This window comes from Arthrobacter sp. D5-1, from assembly GCF_017357425.1.
Lineage (GTDB): Bacteria > Actinomycetota > Actinomycetes > Actinomycetales > Micrococcaceae > Arthrobacter.
The window spans coordinates 802,566-820,996 of sequence record NZ_CP014571.1 but is presented as its reverse complement, the minus strand read 5'-3'; the positions used below and the strand labels follow the sequence as shown (position 1 = coordinate 820,996).

At 62.9% G+C, this 18,431-nt stretch carries 17 protein-coding genes; 6 read left to right on the top strand and 11 right to left on the bottom strand.

All coding sequences use genetic code 11. The annotated features are described in order from the left end of the window. Position 1: 1 nt before the first annotated feature. From AYX22_RS03925 to AYX22_RS03910, 4 genes are all read right to left on the bottom strand, one after another. The gene (locus AYX22_RS03925) at positions 2 to 1,336 is read right to left on the bottom strand and encodes an extracellular solute-binding protein (protein ID WP_207596202.1); all 1,335 of its coding nucleotides are present in this window, start codon (positions 1,334 to 1,336) and stop codon (positions 2 to 4) included. A 230-nt stretch (positions 1,337 to 1,566) separates the two neighbouring features. Next, positions 1,567 to 2,568 (bottom strand): LacI family DNA-binding transcriptional regulator, encoded by a 1,002-nt coding sequence (locus AYX22_RS03920; protein ID WP_207596201.1) that lies wholly within the window; start codon positions 2,566 to 2,568, stop codon positions 1,567 to 1,569. 157 nt (positions 2,569 to 2,725) lie between these two features. Continuing rightward, positions 2,726 to 3,517 carry a TIM barrel protein gene (locus AYX22_RS03915; RefSeq protein WP_207596200.1) on the bottom strand — a complete coding sequence of 264 codons (792 nt, stop codon included), beginning with the start codon at positions 3,515 to 3,517 and terminating at the stop codon, positions 2,726 to 2,728. Beyond that, complete coding sequence (locus AYX22_RS03910; RefSeq protein ID WP_207596199.1) at positions 3,514 to 4,635, bottom strand: Gfo/Idh/MocA family oxidoreductase; 1,122 nt, start codon at positions 4,633 to 4,635, stop codon at positions 3,514 to 3,516. Before AYX22_RS03910 ends, AYX22_RS03915 begins: the two co-directional genes overlap by 4 nt. 107 nt (positions 4,636 to 4,742) lie before the next feature. On the opposite strand from AYX22_RS03910, the gene AYX22_RS03905 reads away from it, so the two are divergent. Both AYX22_RS03905 and AYX22_RS03900 read left to right on the top strand, forming a co-directional pair. Beyond that, the gene (locus AYX22_RS03905) at positions 4,743 to 5,750 is read left to right on the top strand and encodes a LacI family DNA-binding transcriptional regulator (protein ID WP_207596198.1); all 1,008 of its coding nucleotides are present in this window, start codon (positions 4,743 to 4,745) and stop codon (positions 5,748 to 5,750) included. A 43-nt stretch (positions 5,751 to 5,793) separates the two neighbouring features. Continuing rightward, positions 5,794 to 6,531 carry a TetR/AcrR family transcriptional regulator gene (locus tag AYX22_RS03900; RefSeq protein ID WP_207596197.1) on the top strand — a complete coding sequence of 246 codons (738 nt, stop codon included), beginning with the start codon at positions 5,794 to 5,796 and terminating at the stop codon, positions 6,529 to 6,531. Positions 6,532 to 6,564: 33 nt separating this feature from the next. Here the strand turns inward: AYX22_RS03900 and AYX22_RS03895 are convergent, their stop codons facing one another. After that, positions 6,565 to 7,212 carry a LytR C-terminal domain-containing protein gene (locus tag AYX22_RS03895; RefSeq protein ID WP_026541840.1) on the bottom strand — a complete coding sequence of 216 codons (648 nt, stop codon included), beginning with the start codon at positions 7,210 to 7,212 and terminating at the stop codon, positions 6,565 to 6,567. Positions 7,213 to 7,273: 61 nt separating this feature from the next. Then, on the bottom strand, positions 7,274 to 7,573 hold the full coding sequence (locus AYX22_RS03890; RefSeq protein WP_011773432.1) for a type II toxin-antitoxin system VapB family antitoxin: 300 nt from the start codon (positions 7,571 to 7,573) through the stop codon (positions 7,274 to 7,276). A gap of 355 nt (positions 7,574 to 7,928) precedes the next feature. On the opposite strand from AYX22_RS03890, the gene AYX22_RS03885 reads away from it, so the two are divergent. The 3 genes from AYX22_RS03885 to AYX22_RS03875 all read left to right on the top strand — a co-directional run bounded on the left by AYX22_RS03885 (position 7,929) and on the right by AYX22_RS03875 (position 10,938). After that, positions 7,929 to 8,252 carry a hypothetical protein gene (locus tag AYX22_RS03885; RefSeq protein WP_207596196.1) on the top strand — a complete coding sequence of 108 codons (324 nt, stop codon included), beginning with the start codon at positions 7,929 to 7,931 and terminating at the stop codon, positions 8,250 to 8,252. Positions 8,253 to 8,379: 127 nt separating this feature from the next. Beyond that, entirely contained in the window at positions 8,380 to 9,300 is a 921-nt protein-coding gene (locus tag AYX22_RS03880; RefSeq protein WP_207596195.1) for a hypothetical protein, read from the top strand. A gap of 93 nt (positions 9,301 to 9,393) precedes the next feature. Continuing rightward, positions 9,394 to 10,938, top strand: coding sequence for a stealth family protein (locus AYX22_RS03875; RefSeq protein ID WP_242703609.1), 1,545 nt, complete (start codon positions 9,394 to 9,396; stop codon positions 10,936 to 10,938). Here the strand turns inward: AYX22_RS03875 and AYX22_RS03870 are convergent. The 4 genes from AYX22_RS03870 to AYX22_RS03855 form a co-directional block, all read right to left on the bottom strand. After that, complete coding sequence (locus tag AYX22_RS03870; protein WP_207596194.1) at positions 10,916 to 11,899, bottom strand: phosphodiesterase; 984 nt, start codon at positions 11,897 to 11,899, stop codon at positions 10,916 to 10,918. The two genes, AYX22_RS03875 and AYX22_RS03870, sit on opposite strands and share 23 nt — an antisense overlap. 141 nt (positions 11,900 to 12,040) lie before the next feature. Further along, positions 12,041 to 12,523 carry a glutathione peroxidase gene (locus AYX22_RS03865; protein ID WP_207596193.1) on the bottom strand — a complete coding sequence of 161 codons (483 nt, stop codon included), beginning with the start codon at positions 12,521 to 12,523 and terminating at the stop codon, positions 12,041 to 12,043. Between the two features lie 120 nt (positions 12,524 to 12,643). Continuing rightward, on the bottom strand, positions 12,644 to 14,254 hold the full coding sequence (locus AYX22_RS03860) for a M23 family metallopeptidase (RefSeq protein ID WP_242703515.1): 1,611 nt from the start codon (positions 14,252 to 14,254) through the stop codon (positions 12,644 to 12,646). Positions 14,255 to 14,524: 270 nt separating this feature from the next. Next, complete coding sequence (locus AYX22_RS03855) at positions 14,525 to 15,082, bottom strand: TetR family transcriptional regulator (RefSeq protein WP_207596191.1); 558 nt, start codon at positions 15,080 to 15,082, stop codon at positions 14,525 to 14,527. 95 nt (positions 15,083 to 15,177) lie between these two features. Here AYX22_RS03855 and AYX22_RS03850 point away from each other — a divergent pair, with 95 nt between their 5' ends. Continuing rightward, a complete protein-coding gene (locus tag AYX22_RS03850; RefSeq protein WP_242703514.1) occupies positions 15,178 to 16,608 on the top strand; it encodes an MFS transporter in 1,431 nt (476 codons plus the stop codon). On the opposite strand, the gene AYX22_RS03845 is transcribed toward AYX22_RS03850, so the two are convergent. Further along, positions 16,591 to 18,243 carry an ABC-F family ATP-binding cassette domain-containing protein gene (locus tag AYX22_RS03845; RefSeq protein WP_207596190.1) on the bottom strand — a complete coding sequence of 551 codons (1,653 nt, stop codon included), beginning with the start codon at positions 18,241 to 18,243 and terminating at the stop codon, positions 16,591 to 16,593. The genes AYX22_RS03850 and AYX22_RS03845 overlap by 18 nt on opposite strands. Positions 18,244 to 18,431: the final 188 nt, after the last annotated feature.

Below are 18,431 nucleotides of genomic sequence, written 5' to 3'. Positions count from 1 at the left end.
GTTAGACCGGGTTGGGACGGGAGAGGAGGGTGTTGGTGCGCTGTTCAAAGGCATCCCATCCGGCGGAGGCCTTGTCCCTGCCCAAGAGGACGTTCTGCACGTTCTCCGCAAAGTAGGTCTGCCAGTCCGAGCCGGAGCCACTGAACCAGGCCTCGGGATCGTAGGCGATGATGTCCGCAGCGTTGGCGTAGTGGATCTGCGGGGTCAGTTCGCGGTACGCCTGGGATTGGACCACGGGCTGGTAGCCGGGGATGTGTCCGGCTTCTGCCCAGGACAGTGATCCCTTCAGGACGTCGGTGACAAACTTGTAGACGTCCCGGCGCTTGTCCTCGTTGACGTTGAGTTGCCGTGGGAGTACGAACGAGTGCGAGTCAGCGTAAGAGGCCGGCGTCCCATACAGCGTGGGAATGGTGGCCGCGTCAACGGGAATGCCGGCCTTCTTCATGGTGGGCAGTTCCCAAACACCGCTGAACAGCATCCCGGAACCGCCACGGGCGAACTCGGCGATACCGGTGCTGATGTCACCGGCCTGGGCTGCGATGGTGTCGTCGAACAGGGAGGCCATGAATTCCAGCGACTCAATGGCCGCGTCCCGGTCCACTTTCATAGGCTGCCCTGGCGTCAGTTCCATGTCCACGCCGTGCTGCTTGTAAAGCGTGTAGAACAAGCGCCACATCTGCGATCCGCTGCCCAGATAGCCGAAGGACAGTCCATGGGCCTTGGTCACTTTCTGCATTTCCAAGGCCATTGCCTTGAACCCGTCCGGCGAGCTCACTTCCTGGAGCAGCCCGTTGCCGCCCAGGACGCCCGCTTTGGCTGCTACGTCCGTGTTGTAGAACATGACGAACGGGTGCGAGTCCAAGGCAATGGAGAAGACCTTGCCGCCATGCTGGCTCTTCTCCCAGATCCTCGGGGCGAAATCCGAGGCCGTCACACCATTCTCGGCGAGCAGGTCCAGGTCCCAAGGATCAATGAGTCCCCCTGGCGCGTAACCGGGCACCCTGCTGGCGTGCATGATGGCTACCTCAGGAGGGCGGCCTCCCGCCGACGCCATGGCCAGTTTGGTGTAGTAAGGCGGACCCCAGGCCAGGACTGTGGGGTGCACCTTGAAGCCGGGGTTGGCCTGGTTTGCCGCGTTGATCATCGCCTGCATCTTGATCCCGTCACCGCCGGAAAGAAGGTGCCAGAACCCGATGTCCTGGACCGCGGCGGCTTGGGCCGCCCCTCCACAACCCGTGAGGCTGGTGGCCAGGAGTCCCCCGCCAAGGAGGGCCGATCCTGTCAATAACTGTCTCCGGGACAACTGTTTCCCGGTCAAAGATTCAAACTGCTTCACCCGTCACTCCTTTGGATGGGTCCGCTGAAAGGTCACTGCTGCACTGCGGTGTTACTGCGTTGTTGCTGCTGCGCTGCATAGCTGCTGCACCGCTTGAAGTCCGGCTCCGGCGCGTCTCCACACTCGGGTATATGGTGGCCCGGGGTGACGCAGGTCTCACATTACATCGATGTAATGAGCGGGGCAAGAGAAAATTGTTAGCGCACACAATTTAGTGCACGGCTCTCGTTTCAGGCCTTGCTGCTGCCCCGCTCCACGATGCTGTAATCCACACTGACAACCCGCTGCCCATGGGCCCTGTCCCCCATGCGCTCCGTCAGCAGACGCAGGGCTTCGCTGGCAATGGTTCGCTTATCAAAGGAAACCGTAGTCAGCGAAGGGACGGCGTAGCGGCCATCGGCAATGTCATCGAAACCCGCAACGGCGATATCTTCGGGTATCCGCAAGCCTCTCTTCCAGAGAACGCTCAGGGCACCAATCGCCATGGAGTCGGTGAAGCAGAAGAGAGCTTCTGGAACAGGGTGCTGATCCAGGTAGGCGTCCAGGGCTTTGGCGGCCGTTTCGGGCGTCCACTTTTCGCAAGGAATCAGCAGTGACTCATCTTTGGGGATACCGAGGATGTCCAAAGCGGCCTCATACCCCTGAGTACGCTGGATAGCTGCCGCAGATCCTCGTCCCTGGGTGGTTCCAAGGACCGCAATGCGCCTCCGCCCGGGCTTGGCCAGTGCCAGCGTCATGTCCCGGGCCGCCGTCAGGCTGTTGACAAAGACCCGATCGGCCAGCTGCTGCGTCACCTCGCCCAGAAGAACCACTGGAGGCAGAGCAACTCCAACCTTGACCGCACTCTCATCCAACACCACGGGGTTGAGGATCAATCCGTCGATCAGGTTGGAGCGTGCCCGCGTCATCAGCTCCTGCTCGCGGTCAGGGTCCGAGCCCGTTTCCTCGATCTGGACAATCCAGCCCTGCTCATGGGCCACCTCCACAATATGGTGGGCAACCTCCGCCGAGTACGGTGTTGCCAGGTCCGGCAAAGCGAGGGCAATAACCCCTGAGCGGCCATTCCGCAGTCCGCGCGCCGAAAGATTTGGGACGTAGTCGAGCTCCGCCATAGCCTGCTCAACCCTGAGCCGGGTGGGTCCACTGACCGGCACGACGCCGTTCATCACGTTCGAGACTGTCTTGGGCGATACCCCTGCACGGCGCGCCACGTCCTTGACCGTTGCGCGCAATACGCCCCCTAGCTACAGTGTTGACCGGCGATGCGATTGACCGGTTTTCCTTGATGCTACGCGAGTTTTGACCCGTGGATGCAGCGCTCCCGCGCAGGTACCGACCAACGCGGGAGCGTAGGGTGCCATCCCTGACCCGCGGGCGGGCCGCTCTTAGCTAGCTTTCAAAGGCCGCACGGAACGCCGCCAGCGCGGCATCCCCTGATTCCAGGTCGTCTCCCCCGGCGGCCTTCGCCTCGAGGCCTACTACCCCCGCGTATCCGGCCTTCTGAAGAGCATCTGCGACTCCGCGATAGTTGACTTCCCCGGTGCCGGGTTCGCGGCGGCCCGGGACGTCGGCCACCTGTATTTCTCCGACCCAGGGCAACGCGGCCCGGACAAGTTGGATCAGGTTTCCCTCACCGATTTGGGCGTGATACAGGTCCAACATCATCCTGACGTTGGGGTGGTTAACCGCGGAGACCAACGCCAGGGTGTCTTTGGCCCGCGCCAAAGGGATCCCGGGATGGTCCAGGATGGTGTTCAGGTTCTCCAGCGCGAAGGTTACTCCGTGCTTCTCGCCCAGCGCGCCCAGGCGCTCGAGGGTGCTTCGCCCGGTCAGCCACATCTCGCCGGTAGACCGGTGAACCGGTCGGACAGCATGGCCGCCCTCCCCGAGCTCCGCAGGGTGGACCACCATCCGCTCGACACCAAGCTCAAGCGCCACGGGAATCAACTTCTCCGCGGAAGCCAGCACCTCCTCGGCACTACCGGGATCAGTAAGGCTGCCGCCGAAATAGCCGCTCATCGACGAGAACCGGGCTCCTGTTGCTGCCAGGGCCGCGATATCCCGGCCCCGGGTGTCCCACAGCTCCACTTCGAACCCTTGCCCGTGGATCCTCTTCACCCGCTCCGTCAAGGGCAGTTCGCCATAGAGCATTTCAGCGCATACGGCCAAGCGGAAGCTCATGCTTTATCCCCCACAGTGAGCAACGCGGGCTCCGCCGGGCGCAGTGCGGCAATCGATGCCACATCAACAGGCAGCCCCGTGTGGGCCGAACGGGTGGCAGCCAGGGCAACAGCCAAAGCATTCCGCGCGTCCGCTCCGCCGGCACCTTGGGCCACGGGAGCCTGGGTACCATCGCGGCCAGCCTTCACCGCATCCACAAAGTGGGCGAGTTCAGCCGTGTAGGCATCGTGAAAGAGATCCACGTTCAGGCGGACGGTGGCGGCATTGATGCCGGCAGGAGTGTAGCTCGTGGCCGAGCTGGCCTGCGGGCCACCCGCCGTCACCATACCCGCAGATCCAAATACCTCTCCCCGCACGTCATAGCCGTACAGCGCATTGAAGTTGGCCTCGGCCACGGCAATGGCCCCATTGCTGTAGGTCACGGTGACCACAGCGGTATCCAACAGGCCGCCCTCTTTTGCCTCAGGAGCAACCAGTGCGTCAGCCACGGCATGGACTCGCACTGGGACCGCGCCGGGGTTCAGCCAGTTCAAGGTGTCAAAGTCGTGGATGAGGGTCTCAAGAAAAATGGTGCCCGGCGGAATCCTCTCCGGATTGGCGATCCCGTCCCTGCTGCCCGGGTCCCGTGTCAGGGACCGCAACAACTGCGGGGTTCCCACAACGCCATCATCGATAAGTTGGCGGGCGGCAGCGAAATCTGCAGCGAAGCGGCGGTTGAAACCGAACTGGACCACCACACCCGCGGCCTCTGCTGCTTCCAGTGCCGCGTCAAGTTCTTCCACGGTACGGCCGCCCGGCTTTTCGCAGAAGGCATGCTTTCCTGCACGTGCGGCCGCCGAGATCAGCCCGGAATGAAAGCGGGCCGGCGCGGAGATCAGGACAGCATCCACCTCGGGATCGTTCAGTACATCCTCCGGGTCAGTACTGATCTTGCGGACACCCAGTCGGCCAGCCAGCGTCTGGACGGCGGGGAGGGCCGGATCCACGATGGCCTCCAGCCGGGCATTGGGGATCCGCTGGGCAACGGATTCGGCGTGGAAACTGCCAATCCATCCCGCTCCGATCAGAGCAATACGAACCGGTCGGTCTTCACTGACCTGGTGCTGAAGGTAAACCATGGGAGCTCCTGACGCATGTCTTCTAGATCGTTCTAGTCAGACCATACTGACATGCGGTTCACGTCCCGTCTAGATCGTTCTATACACTGATTGCAATTGGAGGAAATATGTCAGAACTGCAGCGCCGCCCCACCCTGATGGACGTAGCCGAGGCGGCTGGCGTCTCGCGGGCCTTGGTTTCCATCGTGATGCGGGGCGCCCCCGGTGCAGCGGAATCCACCCGGCAAAGAGTCCTGCAGGCGGCCAGCGATCTCGGTTATCGGGCAGACTCCCGCGCCAGGCTGCTGCGGAGCAGCAGGACGAAACTCCTGGGCCTCACCTTTTCCAGCTCACAGCCGTTTCACGCTGAAATCGTCGACGCCGCCTACGCCGAGGCGTCCGCCAGGGGATATGAGATAACGCTGAGCGCCGTGGCCGGCGGCAGACCCGAGGCGCGCGCCATCGAGACCTTGTTGGATGTTGGCGCCGAGGCGTTGATCATCATCGCCCCCACCCTCAGCGTGGATGATCTGGCACGGCACGCCCGACAGGTGCCGGTAGTGAGCCTCCTGCGCGAGGATGTGGGCGAGTACGTGGATTCGGTCAGCAGCGACGATCACGCCGGCATCGTACTGGCCGTTGACCATCTGGTGGGTCTGGGTCATCGCCGGATCGTCCACGTGGATGGCGGCGAGGCTGTCTCCTCGGACAAACGCCGGGAGGCGTACCGCACTGAAATGGTCCGGCACGGCCTGCAACCTGTGGTTGTTTCCGGCGGCCCCGGGGAAGAGGACGGCATGAGCGCGGGGCCGATCCTTCAGGCTGATCTGCCAACGGCAGTCATCGCCTTCAACGACAGGTCGGCCCTCGGAATCATGGAAAGCTTCAGGGCTGCGGGAATCAGCATCCCCTCAGATGTATCGGTGCTGGGCTATGACGACAGCAACTTCGCCAAGCTGAGTTACGTCCAGTTATCCTCTGTCAGCCAGGACGCTCCGCTCCTTGCGGCAGCCGCCGTCGGCCGCGCCGTGGACCGGATTGAAGGGGCAAAGTCGCCGGGCAGCGTGGTCCGGACCCCGCACTTGGTCATCCGCAAAACCACGGCCCGAGCTCCTGAAGGAAACAGCGACACCTGACCTAACCGCAGCTCTTAGTGACAGATCACTGTAAAGTGTCTATATGCCCAGGATCACGGCCGCCACGAATGCTGCCCAACGCGCCGAGACCCAACGGAGGATTCTCACTGCCTTCGGTGAGCTCCTCTTCACCCACGGCCTCCCCGGCCTGACCATGACCGACGTCGCCCGGCATGCGGGGGTGGGCCGTACCGCCGTCTACAACTATTACGCGGACATGGAACAACTGCTGATCGCGTACGCCTTGGACGAGACCGAGCGCTTCATTGTTGATCTCCGGGAGTCACTGGCCGCGCTGGAAAACCCCGTGGACAGGCTGGCCCTCTACGTCCGTGCGCAAGTGGAGGACCTCAGCCGCCGCCATCTGCCCCCGGGGCCGGCCATGGCCGCTGTCCTCTCCCCCGGCTCCTTCGCGAAACTCGCGGACCACGTGGGCGACCTCAACATCCTTCTGCAGGACATCCTTCAAGACGGTGTCCACCAGGGCTACCTCCCTGACGTCGATGTTGCCCAGCTGGCGCGACTCATTCACGGAACGCTGTCTGCCAGCGCCGCACGACGCAACCGAACGCCCGACGGCGAGACTCCCCCAGCGGCCCCGGCCACCGACGTCGAAGTCCGGACGGCTACTGAAGCAAACACGGCCGTTGAAGCGCACACAGCGCAGACGGTGCACTTCATCCAGCTCGGGGCAGGAGCACGCTTCGACGACGACGGCCGGCCGATCCGGCTGGAAGCACCCGTCCACAACGCCCCCATCCACGACGCCCTGGCGGGCTAGTACAGGCGCGCGGCGCTGGTCTTGCTGCGGCCGTTATTGCCCCGCCGGAAGCGTCGGAATGATCGGCCACTTGGAGTTGTCAGCGATACGCAGGTCTTCGCGCGGACACAACAGCTTTCCAGGGGTCTGATCCACCAGTTCGGGCTCCACCAGGCCTTCGTAGCCTGAGGTGAGGATGACATCCACGGACTCGTCCTCACGGTTGTCCTGGAAGTAATCCGTGCCGGCAAGGTTGCGCTGGACGTTGAACGCAGCCGCCTGGCCCTTGACGCCGGAAACTACTACGGCCACTCCGGCGTAGGCGGTCTCGCTGTTGTCCACCGAAGCCACTTTGAAGCCCCGGGCAGTAAATTGCTCAGCCACGGTACCTGCCAGGCCGCCGCGGGAGGTGGCGTTGAAGACGTTGAGGTTCACTGTTTCGTTCGGAACGTAGTCGAACGTGGTGGTGGGGCACAGGCTGACGGGGGCTTTACTGGCGATCGCGGTGGGGACTTTGATCACGCCATTCATGATCGCCCAGGCGCCTACGGCCCCGGCAGCGATCACACCCACCAGCAGGACCAGGACAATTCCGTGAAGCAGCCGGCGCCGGAAACGGCTCTTCTGGGCCGCGGCATCCTCGGCAAAGGTGGCCCGGAGCTCCGGGCCGGTGACCACGTGGTGGCCATGGAGCAGCGTCACATCCTTGGGACGCTTACGTTTTTTTGCTGGGGACGCCTCCGGACTGGTGGGACCCGTCCGCCTAGCCATCGATCACCAATACACGTGCGTGAATCGCGGTCCTTTGGTGGAGCGCCGTGCGGACGGCCCGGTGGAGCCCGTCTTCGAGGTACATGACGCCCTGGTACTGGACAACGTGCGGGAACAGGTCGCCAAAGAAGGTTGAGTCCTCAGCCAACAATGCCTCCAAATCCAAGGTCCGTTTGGTGGTTACCAATTCATCGAGGCGGATAGGGCGCGGGGGCAAGGCAGCCCAGTCCCGCGGCGCCGAGTATCCATGGTCAGGGTACGGGCGTCCCTCGCCCACAGCTTTGAAGATCACCCTGCAAGCCTATGGAAGTTGGCGCCCTAACGGAACTTGTGACCCGCGGCACAGGCAGGTTGTAGCCAAAAGGTGACTTCCGGCTTCTGCTCCTACGGCCCCGGACCTGGACGCCCGCAGATCGCCTGACTTGAGCAAGGCCCTGATCTGGTTCCCGGGGGTAGCAAAATAGCCTCTCCACGGGCACGGTAATGGTTACAGCGGCCAAAGAGGGAATCAAGAAACGTTGAATCGACTGCTGATGCCGTCTAGGTCCAGGCGCGACCTTCCCGCCGCGGCGATCATTCTTCTCACCCTTGCAGGGTGTGGGACAACGCCTGGCACCAACCCACCTACCAGCACCGCGGAGCAGACCATGGACCCAGAACAAGCCCGCACAGAGTACTTCGACGTCTTCAACAAGATTCAAGCCCTCGCCCCCGGCGACTGGACAAAAGTCACTCCAGAGGCTCCGGGGGACGTCTGCCATCTGCCTCTGGGCATGGAAGGGACTAAATTCAGCTTCGACAGCATGCACGGCGGCGTTGTTCAAACCCAGCCTTCGGGGGCCAGCCGAGACCAGACCACCACTGGCTTTGGCGATGGCAAATTCTCCACGCAGCTTGGAACCAGCAGCCTCGGCACCACGCTCGGCGGCAACACTCGATGCGCTCCGGATCCCGAGGGCAAATTCCGGTAGGAAGCAGTGACCAGCAAGGTCCGCCGGTACTGGCGCGTACTTTCCACGAGTGCCGTCTAAATCCTTCGTGGGGCGTCACAGACGTCATAGCTGTGAGGGTGGCCGCGGGGACTGACAGAATAGGGTCATGACTCAACCGCTCCAAGGTACTGACCGGACCGCTGCCCACGCCACGCCCGCCTTGGCGTTGCTGTTGGATGTCGACGGCCCCATTGCCAGCCCTGTGACGCGCGACGTCAAGCCGGACATCATCGCGGACATGGTGGCGCTGGCCTCGGCGGGCATTCCCGTCATTTTCAACACAGGCCGCTCTGACGCGTTCATCAGCGAGCAGGTCATGGAGCCCATGATCGCCGCCGGAATGCCGGCCAACACCGTCATCCACGCCATCTGCGAGAAGGGTGCTGTGTGGTTCAGTTACACTTCGGAAGGCCCCGGTCCCATCCATGTGGACCACGAACTCGCGGTACCCAAGGCCTACGGCGACGATATCCGCCGATTGGTTGCCGAGGACTATTCGGCGCACATGTTCTTTGACGAGACCAAGCGCGCCATGGTTTCCGTGGAGCAGCACCTGGACGTGGCCAGCGCGGACTACCTGGCCGAACAGAAACTCTTCGACGCCGACGCCCTGGAAATTATGGGACGGCACGGCCTTAACGCGGCGATCCTGGACCACCACGCGCCGGAATCCGATGACACGGCGGACTACCGCCTGGACCCCACCATCATCTCCACGGACATCGAATCCGTCCGCCTCGGCAAAGACCTCGGCGCGAGCCGCGCCGTCGAACTGCTCGCGGCCCAGGGCATTACTCCGCTCTCGTGGCGGACTGTGGGTGATTCCCGCACGGACTATGCCATGGCAGACTGGCTTCACCACAACGATCACGACGTAAAGCACGTGGATGTCCGGCCCGCAGACGGCGTACCGGTGAAGCCCTACACCATCCTGACGGCCTCGGACCTCCAACTGGCGGACGACGTCATCCACGACGAAGCCGGCGGCGCTTTCCTCCGCAGCTGGCGCGAGGCCCTTTCCATCTAACAACCAGCGAGTCCAGTTTCACGCACCGACGATCCCGGAGATACAGCCATCACACAAGCACAGGTCGATCCGATCTACCACGGCAGCCCGTCCATTGAAGAGGACACGATTGCTGAGGCGATTTCGCCTGCCGTCGTCGCGCACCTTAAGCACCGGTCCGACGTCGTCCGTCACCGTGGGCGGTACGCCCTGATCAACGCCGACCTCACCCCGCAACAGGCCATGGTGTCCGATCTCCTGGCTGTCAGGGCGGCACTGGACGCTGCCGGCGTCGATTTTATCCTTGTACGCGGCAATGACGAGAGGCCGGTTGTCGCTGTCGACTGGGAGTCGCGCAAAGAGGTCCGTGAGGCGCTGGTGTCAGCGTTCCGCAACGAGCCCTTCTACTCCATGACAGTGGACGCCAAGAAGAAGACCTCGGTCCTGGTGGCTGACGGCGAGCTGTCCGCCAACCGGAAAGCCCGCATCTTCCGCCTGTACCGCCCGCGTGTCGAAACGGGCGGTGGCCTGTGGTACGGCCCGGCGTTGGGTGTGCAGCTGGAACTGTGGCGGTTTGAAGGCGACCATCTTGAGTTGCCCGTGGAGAACTCGCTGACACGCCGCACCATGCTGCGGCAAGACGCTGTCCGTGGAACCGTCCAGCGGCACGGCCTGACCTGGCCCACCATCGAGAACATGTTCGCGGACCACGCCAGCGACATCGACTTTGATATCGACATGGTTTTCTCGTGGGTGGACGGCAGCGACCCCGAGTACATCGCCAGGCGGCGCGCGCAGCAGGCCGGGGCAGTTCTGGGCGAGGGTGACGACCATGAGGCCCGCTTCCGCCAGATCAACGAACTGAAATACGCGCTGCGTTCGGTGCACATGTTCGCGCCCTGGGTCCGGCGGATCTTCATCGCCACGGACTCCCCCGCCCCGGAGTGGCTGGCCGATCATCCGTCGGTCACGATCGTTCGCAGCGAGGAGTTCTTCGCCGATACCTCAGTCCTGCCCACGCACAACTCGCAGGCCGTGGAATGCCAGCTCCACCACATCGAGGGGCTTTCCGAGCACTTCCTGTACTCCAACGACGACATGTTCTTTGGCCGCCCCGTGGGCCCGGACATGTTCTTCACTCCCGGCGGCATCACCAAGTTCATCGAGGCTGACACCCGGATCGGGTTGGGCGAGAACGACGCCGAACGCAGCGGCTTCGAGAACGCGGCACGCGTCAACCGGAAGCTGCTCTGGGAGCGCTTTGGCCGGATCACCACCCGGCACCTCGAACACACCGCAGCTCCCCTGCGCCGCAGCGTGGTGGCCCGCATGGAGAAAGAATTTCCGGCGGAATTCGCCAAGACCGCCGGGAGCCGTTTCCGCGCTGCGGACAACATCTCGGTCACCAACTCGTTCTACCACTACTACGCACTGCTCACGGGCCGCGCCGTCACGCAGACCAACGCCAAGGTCAGGTACGTGGACTCCACCATGTGGGCAGGCCTGCATTACCTGCCCAAGCTCCTGGCGAAGCGCCACATGGACTTCTTCTGCCTGAACGACGGCAGCTTCCCGGAGGTTGAAGCCAACGAGCGCGCGGACCTGGTGACGGACTTCCTGGAGAAGTACTTCCCGGTTAAGGCGCCTTGGGAGAAGTAGAGACACCCGGAGCAACAAGCGGCATCGACGAGGTGTGTGTGCCAGGCGATGTGTGGGCACCCACCCGCGATTCGTGGGGAATGCGGATGCCGGCTTCAGCCAGCCGACGCTGAACCTCGTCAGCGTCCACGGGCTCGCCCACGGTGACGCCGCCGGACATTGGCACCACCGAATGCACAATCGTGTGCTCGTACACATGGATCATGTTGTACGACTGCGCGCCGTCCCTGCCTCGCTGCGCGCCTGCGCGGACACCAAGGTCCTGCGTGTAGCACGTGGCCGAGGCCACCGATACCGGGATGCCGGCGAAGCCCGCCGTCGTGGAGTAATGCAAGTGTCCACCCAGGATGGTGCGGACGTCAGTATTACGGACGACGGCGGCCAGTGCGGCTTGGCCGCGCAGCTCCACCAAAACGGCGAGGTCCTGGACGCACGGGACTGGAGGGTGGTGCAAGGCAAGGATGGTGCCGTCGGGTGCAGGGGTGGCCAGTTCGGCAGCCAGCCATTCGAGCTGGGACTCTGACAGTTCACCGTAGTGGTGGCCAGGGACGGTGGTGTCCAACGTGATGATGCGGAGCCCGTTGACGAAGTAGCTGCGGTCCACCGGGTCGTGGGGCTTGCTGGCCTCGGAGGCATCCACAAAGGCGGAACGGAAGTTGGCACGGTTGTCGTGGTTGCCCATGGCCCAGATGGCTTTGGCCCCGAGCGCGTCGCAGACTGGTTCGATCATGTCGCGGAGCCGCTTGTAGGCTTCCAGCTCACCCTTGTCCGCGAGGTCTCCGGTGAAAATGATGGCTTCCGGCCTGATCCGGGAGGCGATGATCTGGTCGCAGATCTCCTGGAGCCTGGTGGCACTGTCCACAGAGCCATAGAGCGTGCCCGGACCACCCACCAGGTGCAGATCGCTCAGGTGCAAAAGCACATGACCTGGTTTGGGGTACTCGGCCTCGATGAGCTCCATAGCTTGCCTTAGCGTTTGGTGGGAGACGGCGTCTCCCGTATCAATCCAGTAGGGCCAATCCAACCAGACAACTAGCCAACAACTGGCTAACATCCGGCGGAATGTTGGAAAATTACTTTCCTCCCTTCAAAATTGATGGCTTTACGCCAGCGCCTTTTCCACTGCCTTCACAAGGTCTTCGGAGTCAGGCTCCACTGTGGATGGGAACCTTGCCACGAGATCTCCGCCCCGGTTTATGACGAACTTCTCGAAGTTCCACTTCACCTTGGCAGGCTGGCCGTCCTCATCCTGGGTCAGCTTCGCGAACAGGGGGTGCTGCTGCTTCCCCAGGACGTTCGCTTTGCTGGTCAGCGGGAACGTTACGCCGAAATTCCGCTCACAGAATTCCGCGATCTCCTCATCCGCGCCGGGTTCCTGTCCCCCGAACTGATTGCAGGGCACGCCGAGGATCTCCAGGCCCTGTTCGCGGTATTTGCCGTACAGCGCTTCGAGCCCGGCGTACTGGCGTGTGAAGCCGCACTCGGACGCCACGTTGACCACCAGGACCGCTTTCCCCTCGAACCGGCCGAAGTCCGCTTCTGAGCCATCGTTGAAGGTGAGGGGAATGCTGTACAGGCTGGTCATGGGATTCGCTTCCTGACGACGTCGGCTGGCGGGCTTGCCGCCATCGAGCTTACGGGAGCTGGCTTGGGGGCGCGAAACGCAGACGTGCCGGCGTTTCGCGTGCCCTCAGCGTGGGGACCTTTAGGGCGTCGGAGGAAGGACCAGAGTGGACAACAGCACCACCGTGCCGTTGGGCAGCCGGACCTTGTCCGGTGCTACCAGGACATATCCGGGCGGAAGAACCACCACTGGGAGCGTTGACGGCAATACAGCAACGGGCGCCGGAGCAGGCACAGGAGCCACCGGCGCAACGGGAGCCGGAGCCGGAGCCACGGCCTGCGTCACGGCCGGCGCAGCAGGTGCTGGAGCCACCACTACAGGAGCCGGGACTACTGCGGCCGGCGCTGCCGGAGCGGGCGCGGCCGGGGCAACCACCGCAGGTGCCGCCGGCGCTGGTGCCACAGGAGCGGGCGCTGCCGGCGCTGGAGCGGCCGGAGCCGGTGCCGCAGGAGGCACGACGGCGGTCGGCGCCGAAGCGTCCGACGACGTCACTGGCGGTGCAACAGTTTTCGTGGTCGGAGCCGTGGTCGGAGCCGGCGCCGTGGTGGTCGGCGAAGGCGTCGGAGTTGGGGTAGCTGTCTGCGTAGGTGCGGCCGTGGGTGAAGCAGTCGGCGTCGCAGTCTGTGTAACGGTCGGCGTAGGCGTTGCAGTCGGGGTCGGAGTCGGCGTCGCCGTCACGGACGGTGAGGCGGTCGCCGTCGGACTCTGCGTTGGCGCCGGCGTCTGCACCGGGGGCGTGGTGGTACCCGGAGTCGTGGTGCCCGGCGTGGTGGTACCCGGAGTCGTGGTGGTAGGCGGAACCACCACCGGCAGTGGCTCGTGCTCTTCGTGCTCTCCACCGATGACGGCGCGGTTGGTGCCGTCGGCCACCGGAACGGCCCATTCCGGAGCCGCGGACGTTCCCGTTCCAACGCCGGGCTGGTAGTTGACCATGGAGATGTTCTGCAGCGGATCAATCTGCCGCATGGGCAGGTAGGTCCAGCCGTTGGGATTGGTGTGCAGGCCGTTCACGATTGTCTCGAAGTGGAGATGGCAGCCCGTGGACCAGCCGGTCGTGCCAACCTGGGCGATGACCTCGCCAACCCGGACTGATTGGCCTTTGGTGACGCCGATGGCCTGCAGATGGTTGTAGGTGGTGACCAAGCCGTTGCCGTGTTCGATCTCCACGCGGTTTCCGCCACCCCACAAGTGCCAGCCGACGGCCCGGACCACACCGGCGTCGGCCGCGTAAACGCGCGTTCCGCAGGCGGCGGCGTAATCCTGGCCCCAGTGGAACTCGCCTGCCAAGCCCGTCAGGGGGCTGTAGCGGTAGCCATAGTTGGAACTCAGATTGAGGACCTCTAGGGGTGCGTACAGGGCACCGGTGGGCGGACGGGACAACCCGGCGGAAGCTACCGTGAGGCCAGTGGAACCGTCTTTGCTGACGGTTCGGACCATGGCGCGGTCAAAGTAGACCATGGGCGTTCCGGGAAGTTGTTCCGGAGGTTCGGGCATGGGATCGATGACGAGTGTCTCGGCCTCCGGCGGCACCAGGGTGCCCAATGCCGTCGGTTCAACCACGCCCTGCGCCAAGGAACCGCCCACACCACTGGTGGAAACGGCACTGAGAGGCTGGAACCCGAAGGCGAAAAAGGCCAGGATGGCCAGGCTTCCCGCGATCAGGACGCGATGGAAACCTAATGCTCGGATCAAGTTTATTGCCCGGTCTGAATCATGATGCTTGCCCACAAAACACTCCCCAAAAGCCAGCGGCACCAAACCCCAGCCTGGCGTGCAAGCACCATTGTTGCGGGAATCACAACAGAAATAAAGCCTTACTGCGTCGTTGCCGAAGAAAGGTTCCATCAGTTTTTGCTCAAGATTCTTGAGCCTGAGGTCAGGCAGCCGTAGGCCCGGCTGCCTTTGGGGAGTTGTACGACAGGCACGCCTCATCTAGACAGCAGGCAACACTGGACGGGCGGACTAGCCGACGAGCCTCTGTACGTTTTCCATGATGGTTTCGCGACGCCGTTTGAGGCTCGGAAGCTTGGACCGGGCCATCTCGGGAGTGAGCGTATGCCAAGTCATGGCCAGGGCACGCACGCTTGCCAGCAGTTCGATGGGTGTGAGATCAGAGCGAAGGTGGCCGGCTTTCTGGGCGCTTTCGATCCGGGAAAGCTTTTCCTGGTGTGAGGTCACCAGGGTTTCAAGGTCCGCCGCCTGGCCGCGTTCAAGGATGTACCAGTTGGTGAGCCTCAGGACATTGGGATCCTTCTGGTAAAGGTCAAAAGCACGGGCCGCGTACGCCGGCAAGTCCAGTGCGTCGAATTCGGTCTCCTCCACTACTGCGACCACCCGTCGGGAGAAGACCTCGTCAAACAACTGTTCCTTGCTGCCGAAATACCGGTACAGCATCGCCTTGTTGGCCAGTGCCTCGTCAGCAATACGGTCCACCCGCGCCCCGGCTATGCCATGGCTGGCAAACTCCTCCTCTGCCGCCTTCAGGATCCGCTGCCTGGTTGCTTCTGCATCTCTCGCCATGCCCTCACCATAGCAAGTAACTGGTTAGTTGACAGCGATGCATTTCAAGAGCATGGTTAAAAACCAACCAGTTAGTTACTTAGAAAGGGTCCGACATGTCAGCAACGCACATGGAAACAACCCCTGCCACGCGATTGTCCAGAACCGTAACCTTGGCGGTCATCTTGGGCTGCCAGCTGATGATGGTGTTGGACACGTCCATCGTCACCACGGCACTGCCGCACCTTGAACGCGAACTTGGCTTCAACAGCACAACGCTCTCGTGGGTCCAGAACAGCTATGCGCTGGCGTTCGGAGGGCTGCTGTTGCTGGGCGCCCGTATCGGAGACCTTCTGGGCAGGCGCCGGGTCTTCATGGTTGGCGTAGGAGTGTTTACGTTCGCATCCCTGCTGGCCGGGGTCGCCTTCAACGCCGAGGTCATGATCGGTGCCCGCGTACTCCAAGGCGCCGCATCGGCTTTCGCCATCCCGGCAACCCTGGCGCTCTTGGTGCAGACCTTCCCCCAGCCCGGGGAACGGTCCCAAGCGATCAGCATCTACAGTGCCGTGATCGGGGCCGGGGGCAGCGTGGGCATCATCGTCGGCGGCGTCTTCACAGACCTGCTGTCGTGGCGATGGGGCTTGCTGATCAATGTTCCGATCGGAATTGTCGTCTTGCTGCTGAGCCCACGTTTCCTACCGGAAACCGGAAGGGTCAAAGGCAGTGTGGATATCGCGGGCGCGTTGACAGTTACAGCAGGAATGTCCGCCTTGGTCTATGGCCTCGTGAACGCGGGTGAGGCCGGGTGGGGGAACCTGACGACGATCGTTTCACTCGCGGCAGCCGTGCTCATGCTTCTGGCTTTCGTACTCGTCGAGCGTCATGCCGAGCGGCCCATCACTCCCCTGCGTCTCTTCAAGGACATGACCCGGTCGGGTGCCTATATCATCCGGATTCTGATCGTGGGGGCCATGTTCTCCACCTTCTATTTCCTCAGCCAGTACCTCCAGAATGTGCTGGGCTTCAGCGCGTTCGCGGCCGGAATCGCCTACATTCCGCTCACGCTCCTGTTCTTCCTCATGGTCTACGCGATCAAACCCCTCAGCGCCTTGCTGGGCAAGCCGGCGCTGCTGGTGGCCTCGTTGGTCATCGCCGGCCTGGGCATGCTGTGGCTCAGCTCCATAGGCCCGGGCACCGCGTATTTCCCGGACGTCCTGCTTCCGCTGATCGTGCTCGGAATCGGCCAAGGAACAGCAATCATCCTGCTGACCGAGTTTGGCATGTCAGGCGTGGCGCCTGCGGATAACGGCGCCGCCTCCGGACTGGTCAACACGGCACATCAGCTCGGCGGGTCCACCGGCTTGGCACTGTTGACGGTGGTGTTCGCGGGCTCCGGCGGAACAGCCCAAGGGATGGCAGGAGCCGAGGCCTACGGAGCAGTATTCACCTCGGCCACCTGGTTTTACGCCCTGGCCGTCCCGTGCGCTGCACTGATCTACCTCGCCCAACGCAGGGCGGCAGGAAACGCGTCAGCTACCCGACCATGACCCAACGGGCAGGGAGGGCAGCTCGGTGAGTGCCCCGTCATGGTCCAGGCTCAGCACCAGGTCCAGATCGAGGCGGGCCAGGAACCCGTCGTCGTGGCTGACCAGGATGACGGCACCGCGGTAGGCATTCAACGCTTCCACGAGTTGGTCCACACTCTGTATGTCGAGGTTGTTTGTTGGCTCATCGAGAATCAGGACCTGTGGCGGCGGATCGGCAAAGAGAAGCTTGGCCAAGGAGACCCTGAACCGTTCACCGCCGGAGAGAGTCCCAACGGGACGGTAGACGCTATCACCCCGTAGCAGGAACCGGGCCAACTGGTTGCGGATTTCCCCGACAGGGACACTTGGTGCGGCCGCCTGGACATTTTCCAAAGTTGTCGCGGCCTCGTCCAGGCCGTCGAGTCGCTGCCGCAAATACCCGGACCGCTCGGTCAGGAGCCAACCACCTGCGGTGCCGGATTCGACGTCGTCATCATCCTCTGTCCACGGTTCCCCGCTGACCAAACGTTCGAGCAAGGTGCTTTTTCCCACCCCGTTGACGCCGATGATGGCCACCCGTTCCGGTCCCTCCACCACAAAAGCACGATTGGTTCCCCGCAGCTCGGCGATCCGCCGGCTGCGGGGAACATCCGGATCCGGAAGGTTCACGCTGATCCGTTCGTCTTCCCTGATTTTGGAAGAGGCCACATCCAGCGCAGCCTGGGCAGCGTCCACCTTGTCATCCGATCCTGATCGAAGCTTGCCCGCTGACACCTGCGCATCGGAGGCCCGCTGATTCTCAAGGATCTTGGAGCCCTTCTTGTTGTCATAGCTGGTTTGACCGGTGCGGGCACGCTGCGCCAGCTTCATCTCAGCTTCCTGGCGCTGGCGCTTCTCAGTCTTGACGGCCTGCTTGGCAGCTTGGGCAGCCTGAACCGCAGCGGCCTGCTGCTCATCAACATACGACCGCCAAGCACTGTACGGACCCCCGAACACTTCGAGTTCACCACCATGCAGTTCCGCTGTGTTGTCCATGATCTCCAACAGTGTCAGGTCGTGGCTGACCACCACCAGCGTTCCCGGCCACGTGGACAGGAGAGCGGACAGTTTGGTTCTAGCGTCCCGGTCCAGGTTGTTCGTTGGCTCGTCCAAGAGCGTGATTGCCGTCCCCTGAAGCCGGAGCCCCGTGATGGCAACAAGCATCGCTTCGCCTCCCGAAATTTCACCTACTTTGCGCTCCAAGTCCTCCCCCGAAAAGCCGATATGGCGCAGGGATTTGTCAGCCCGGGCTTCGATATCCCAGTCATCGCCCACCGCATCGAAGTTCTCCACCGAAACGTCACCGGCTTCGATGGCCCGCAGTGCTTTCACTTGAGGGCCGATACCCAGCAGGTCCGCCACCGTCGAGTCAGTCACGAGGGTGAGAGTCTGCGGAAGGTATCCGACATCACCGTTCGTGGTGATACTGCCACCCGTAGGGGCAAGGCTCCCGGCAATGAGGCGCAGCAAGGTTGATTTTCCGGCACCGTTGGACCCCACAAGGCCTGTACGGCCCGATCCGAATGTTCCGGAGATCCCGGCAAGGGCAGTGGTACCGTCGGGCCACTGAAGGCGCACGTCGGTAAGGGTGATGGACGGGTTTTTTGTTGTAGACATGATGCTCCGAAGGCTCCAGTGGTTTCAGCGAATGCGCTGCAACCACCGGCCCACGAGGGCATCAGGGCAAGGTCAGCGCACGGTTGGCGTCGTGAAACCTGTAATGCCCGTCAAAACATCGGCCTAACACTGGGGAATAGAGGACTACAGTCTTGCAAAAGCCCTCAATGAAGGCAACTTGCCTCCCG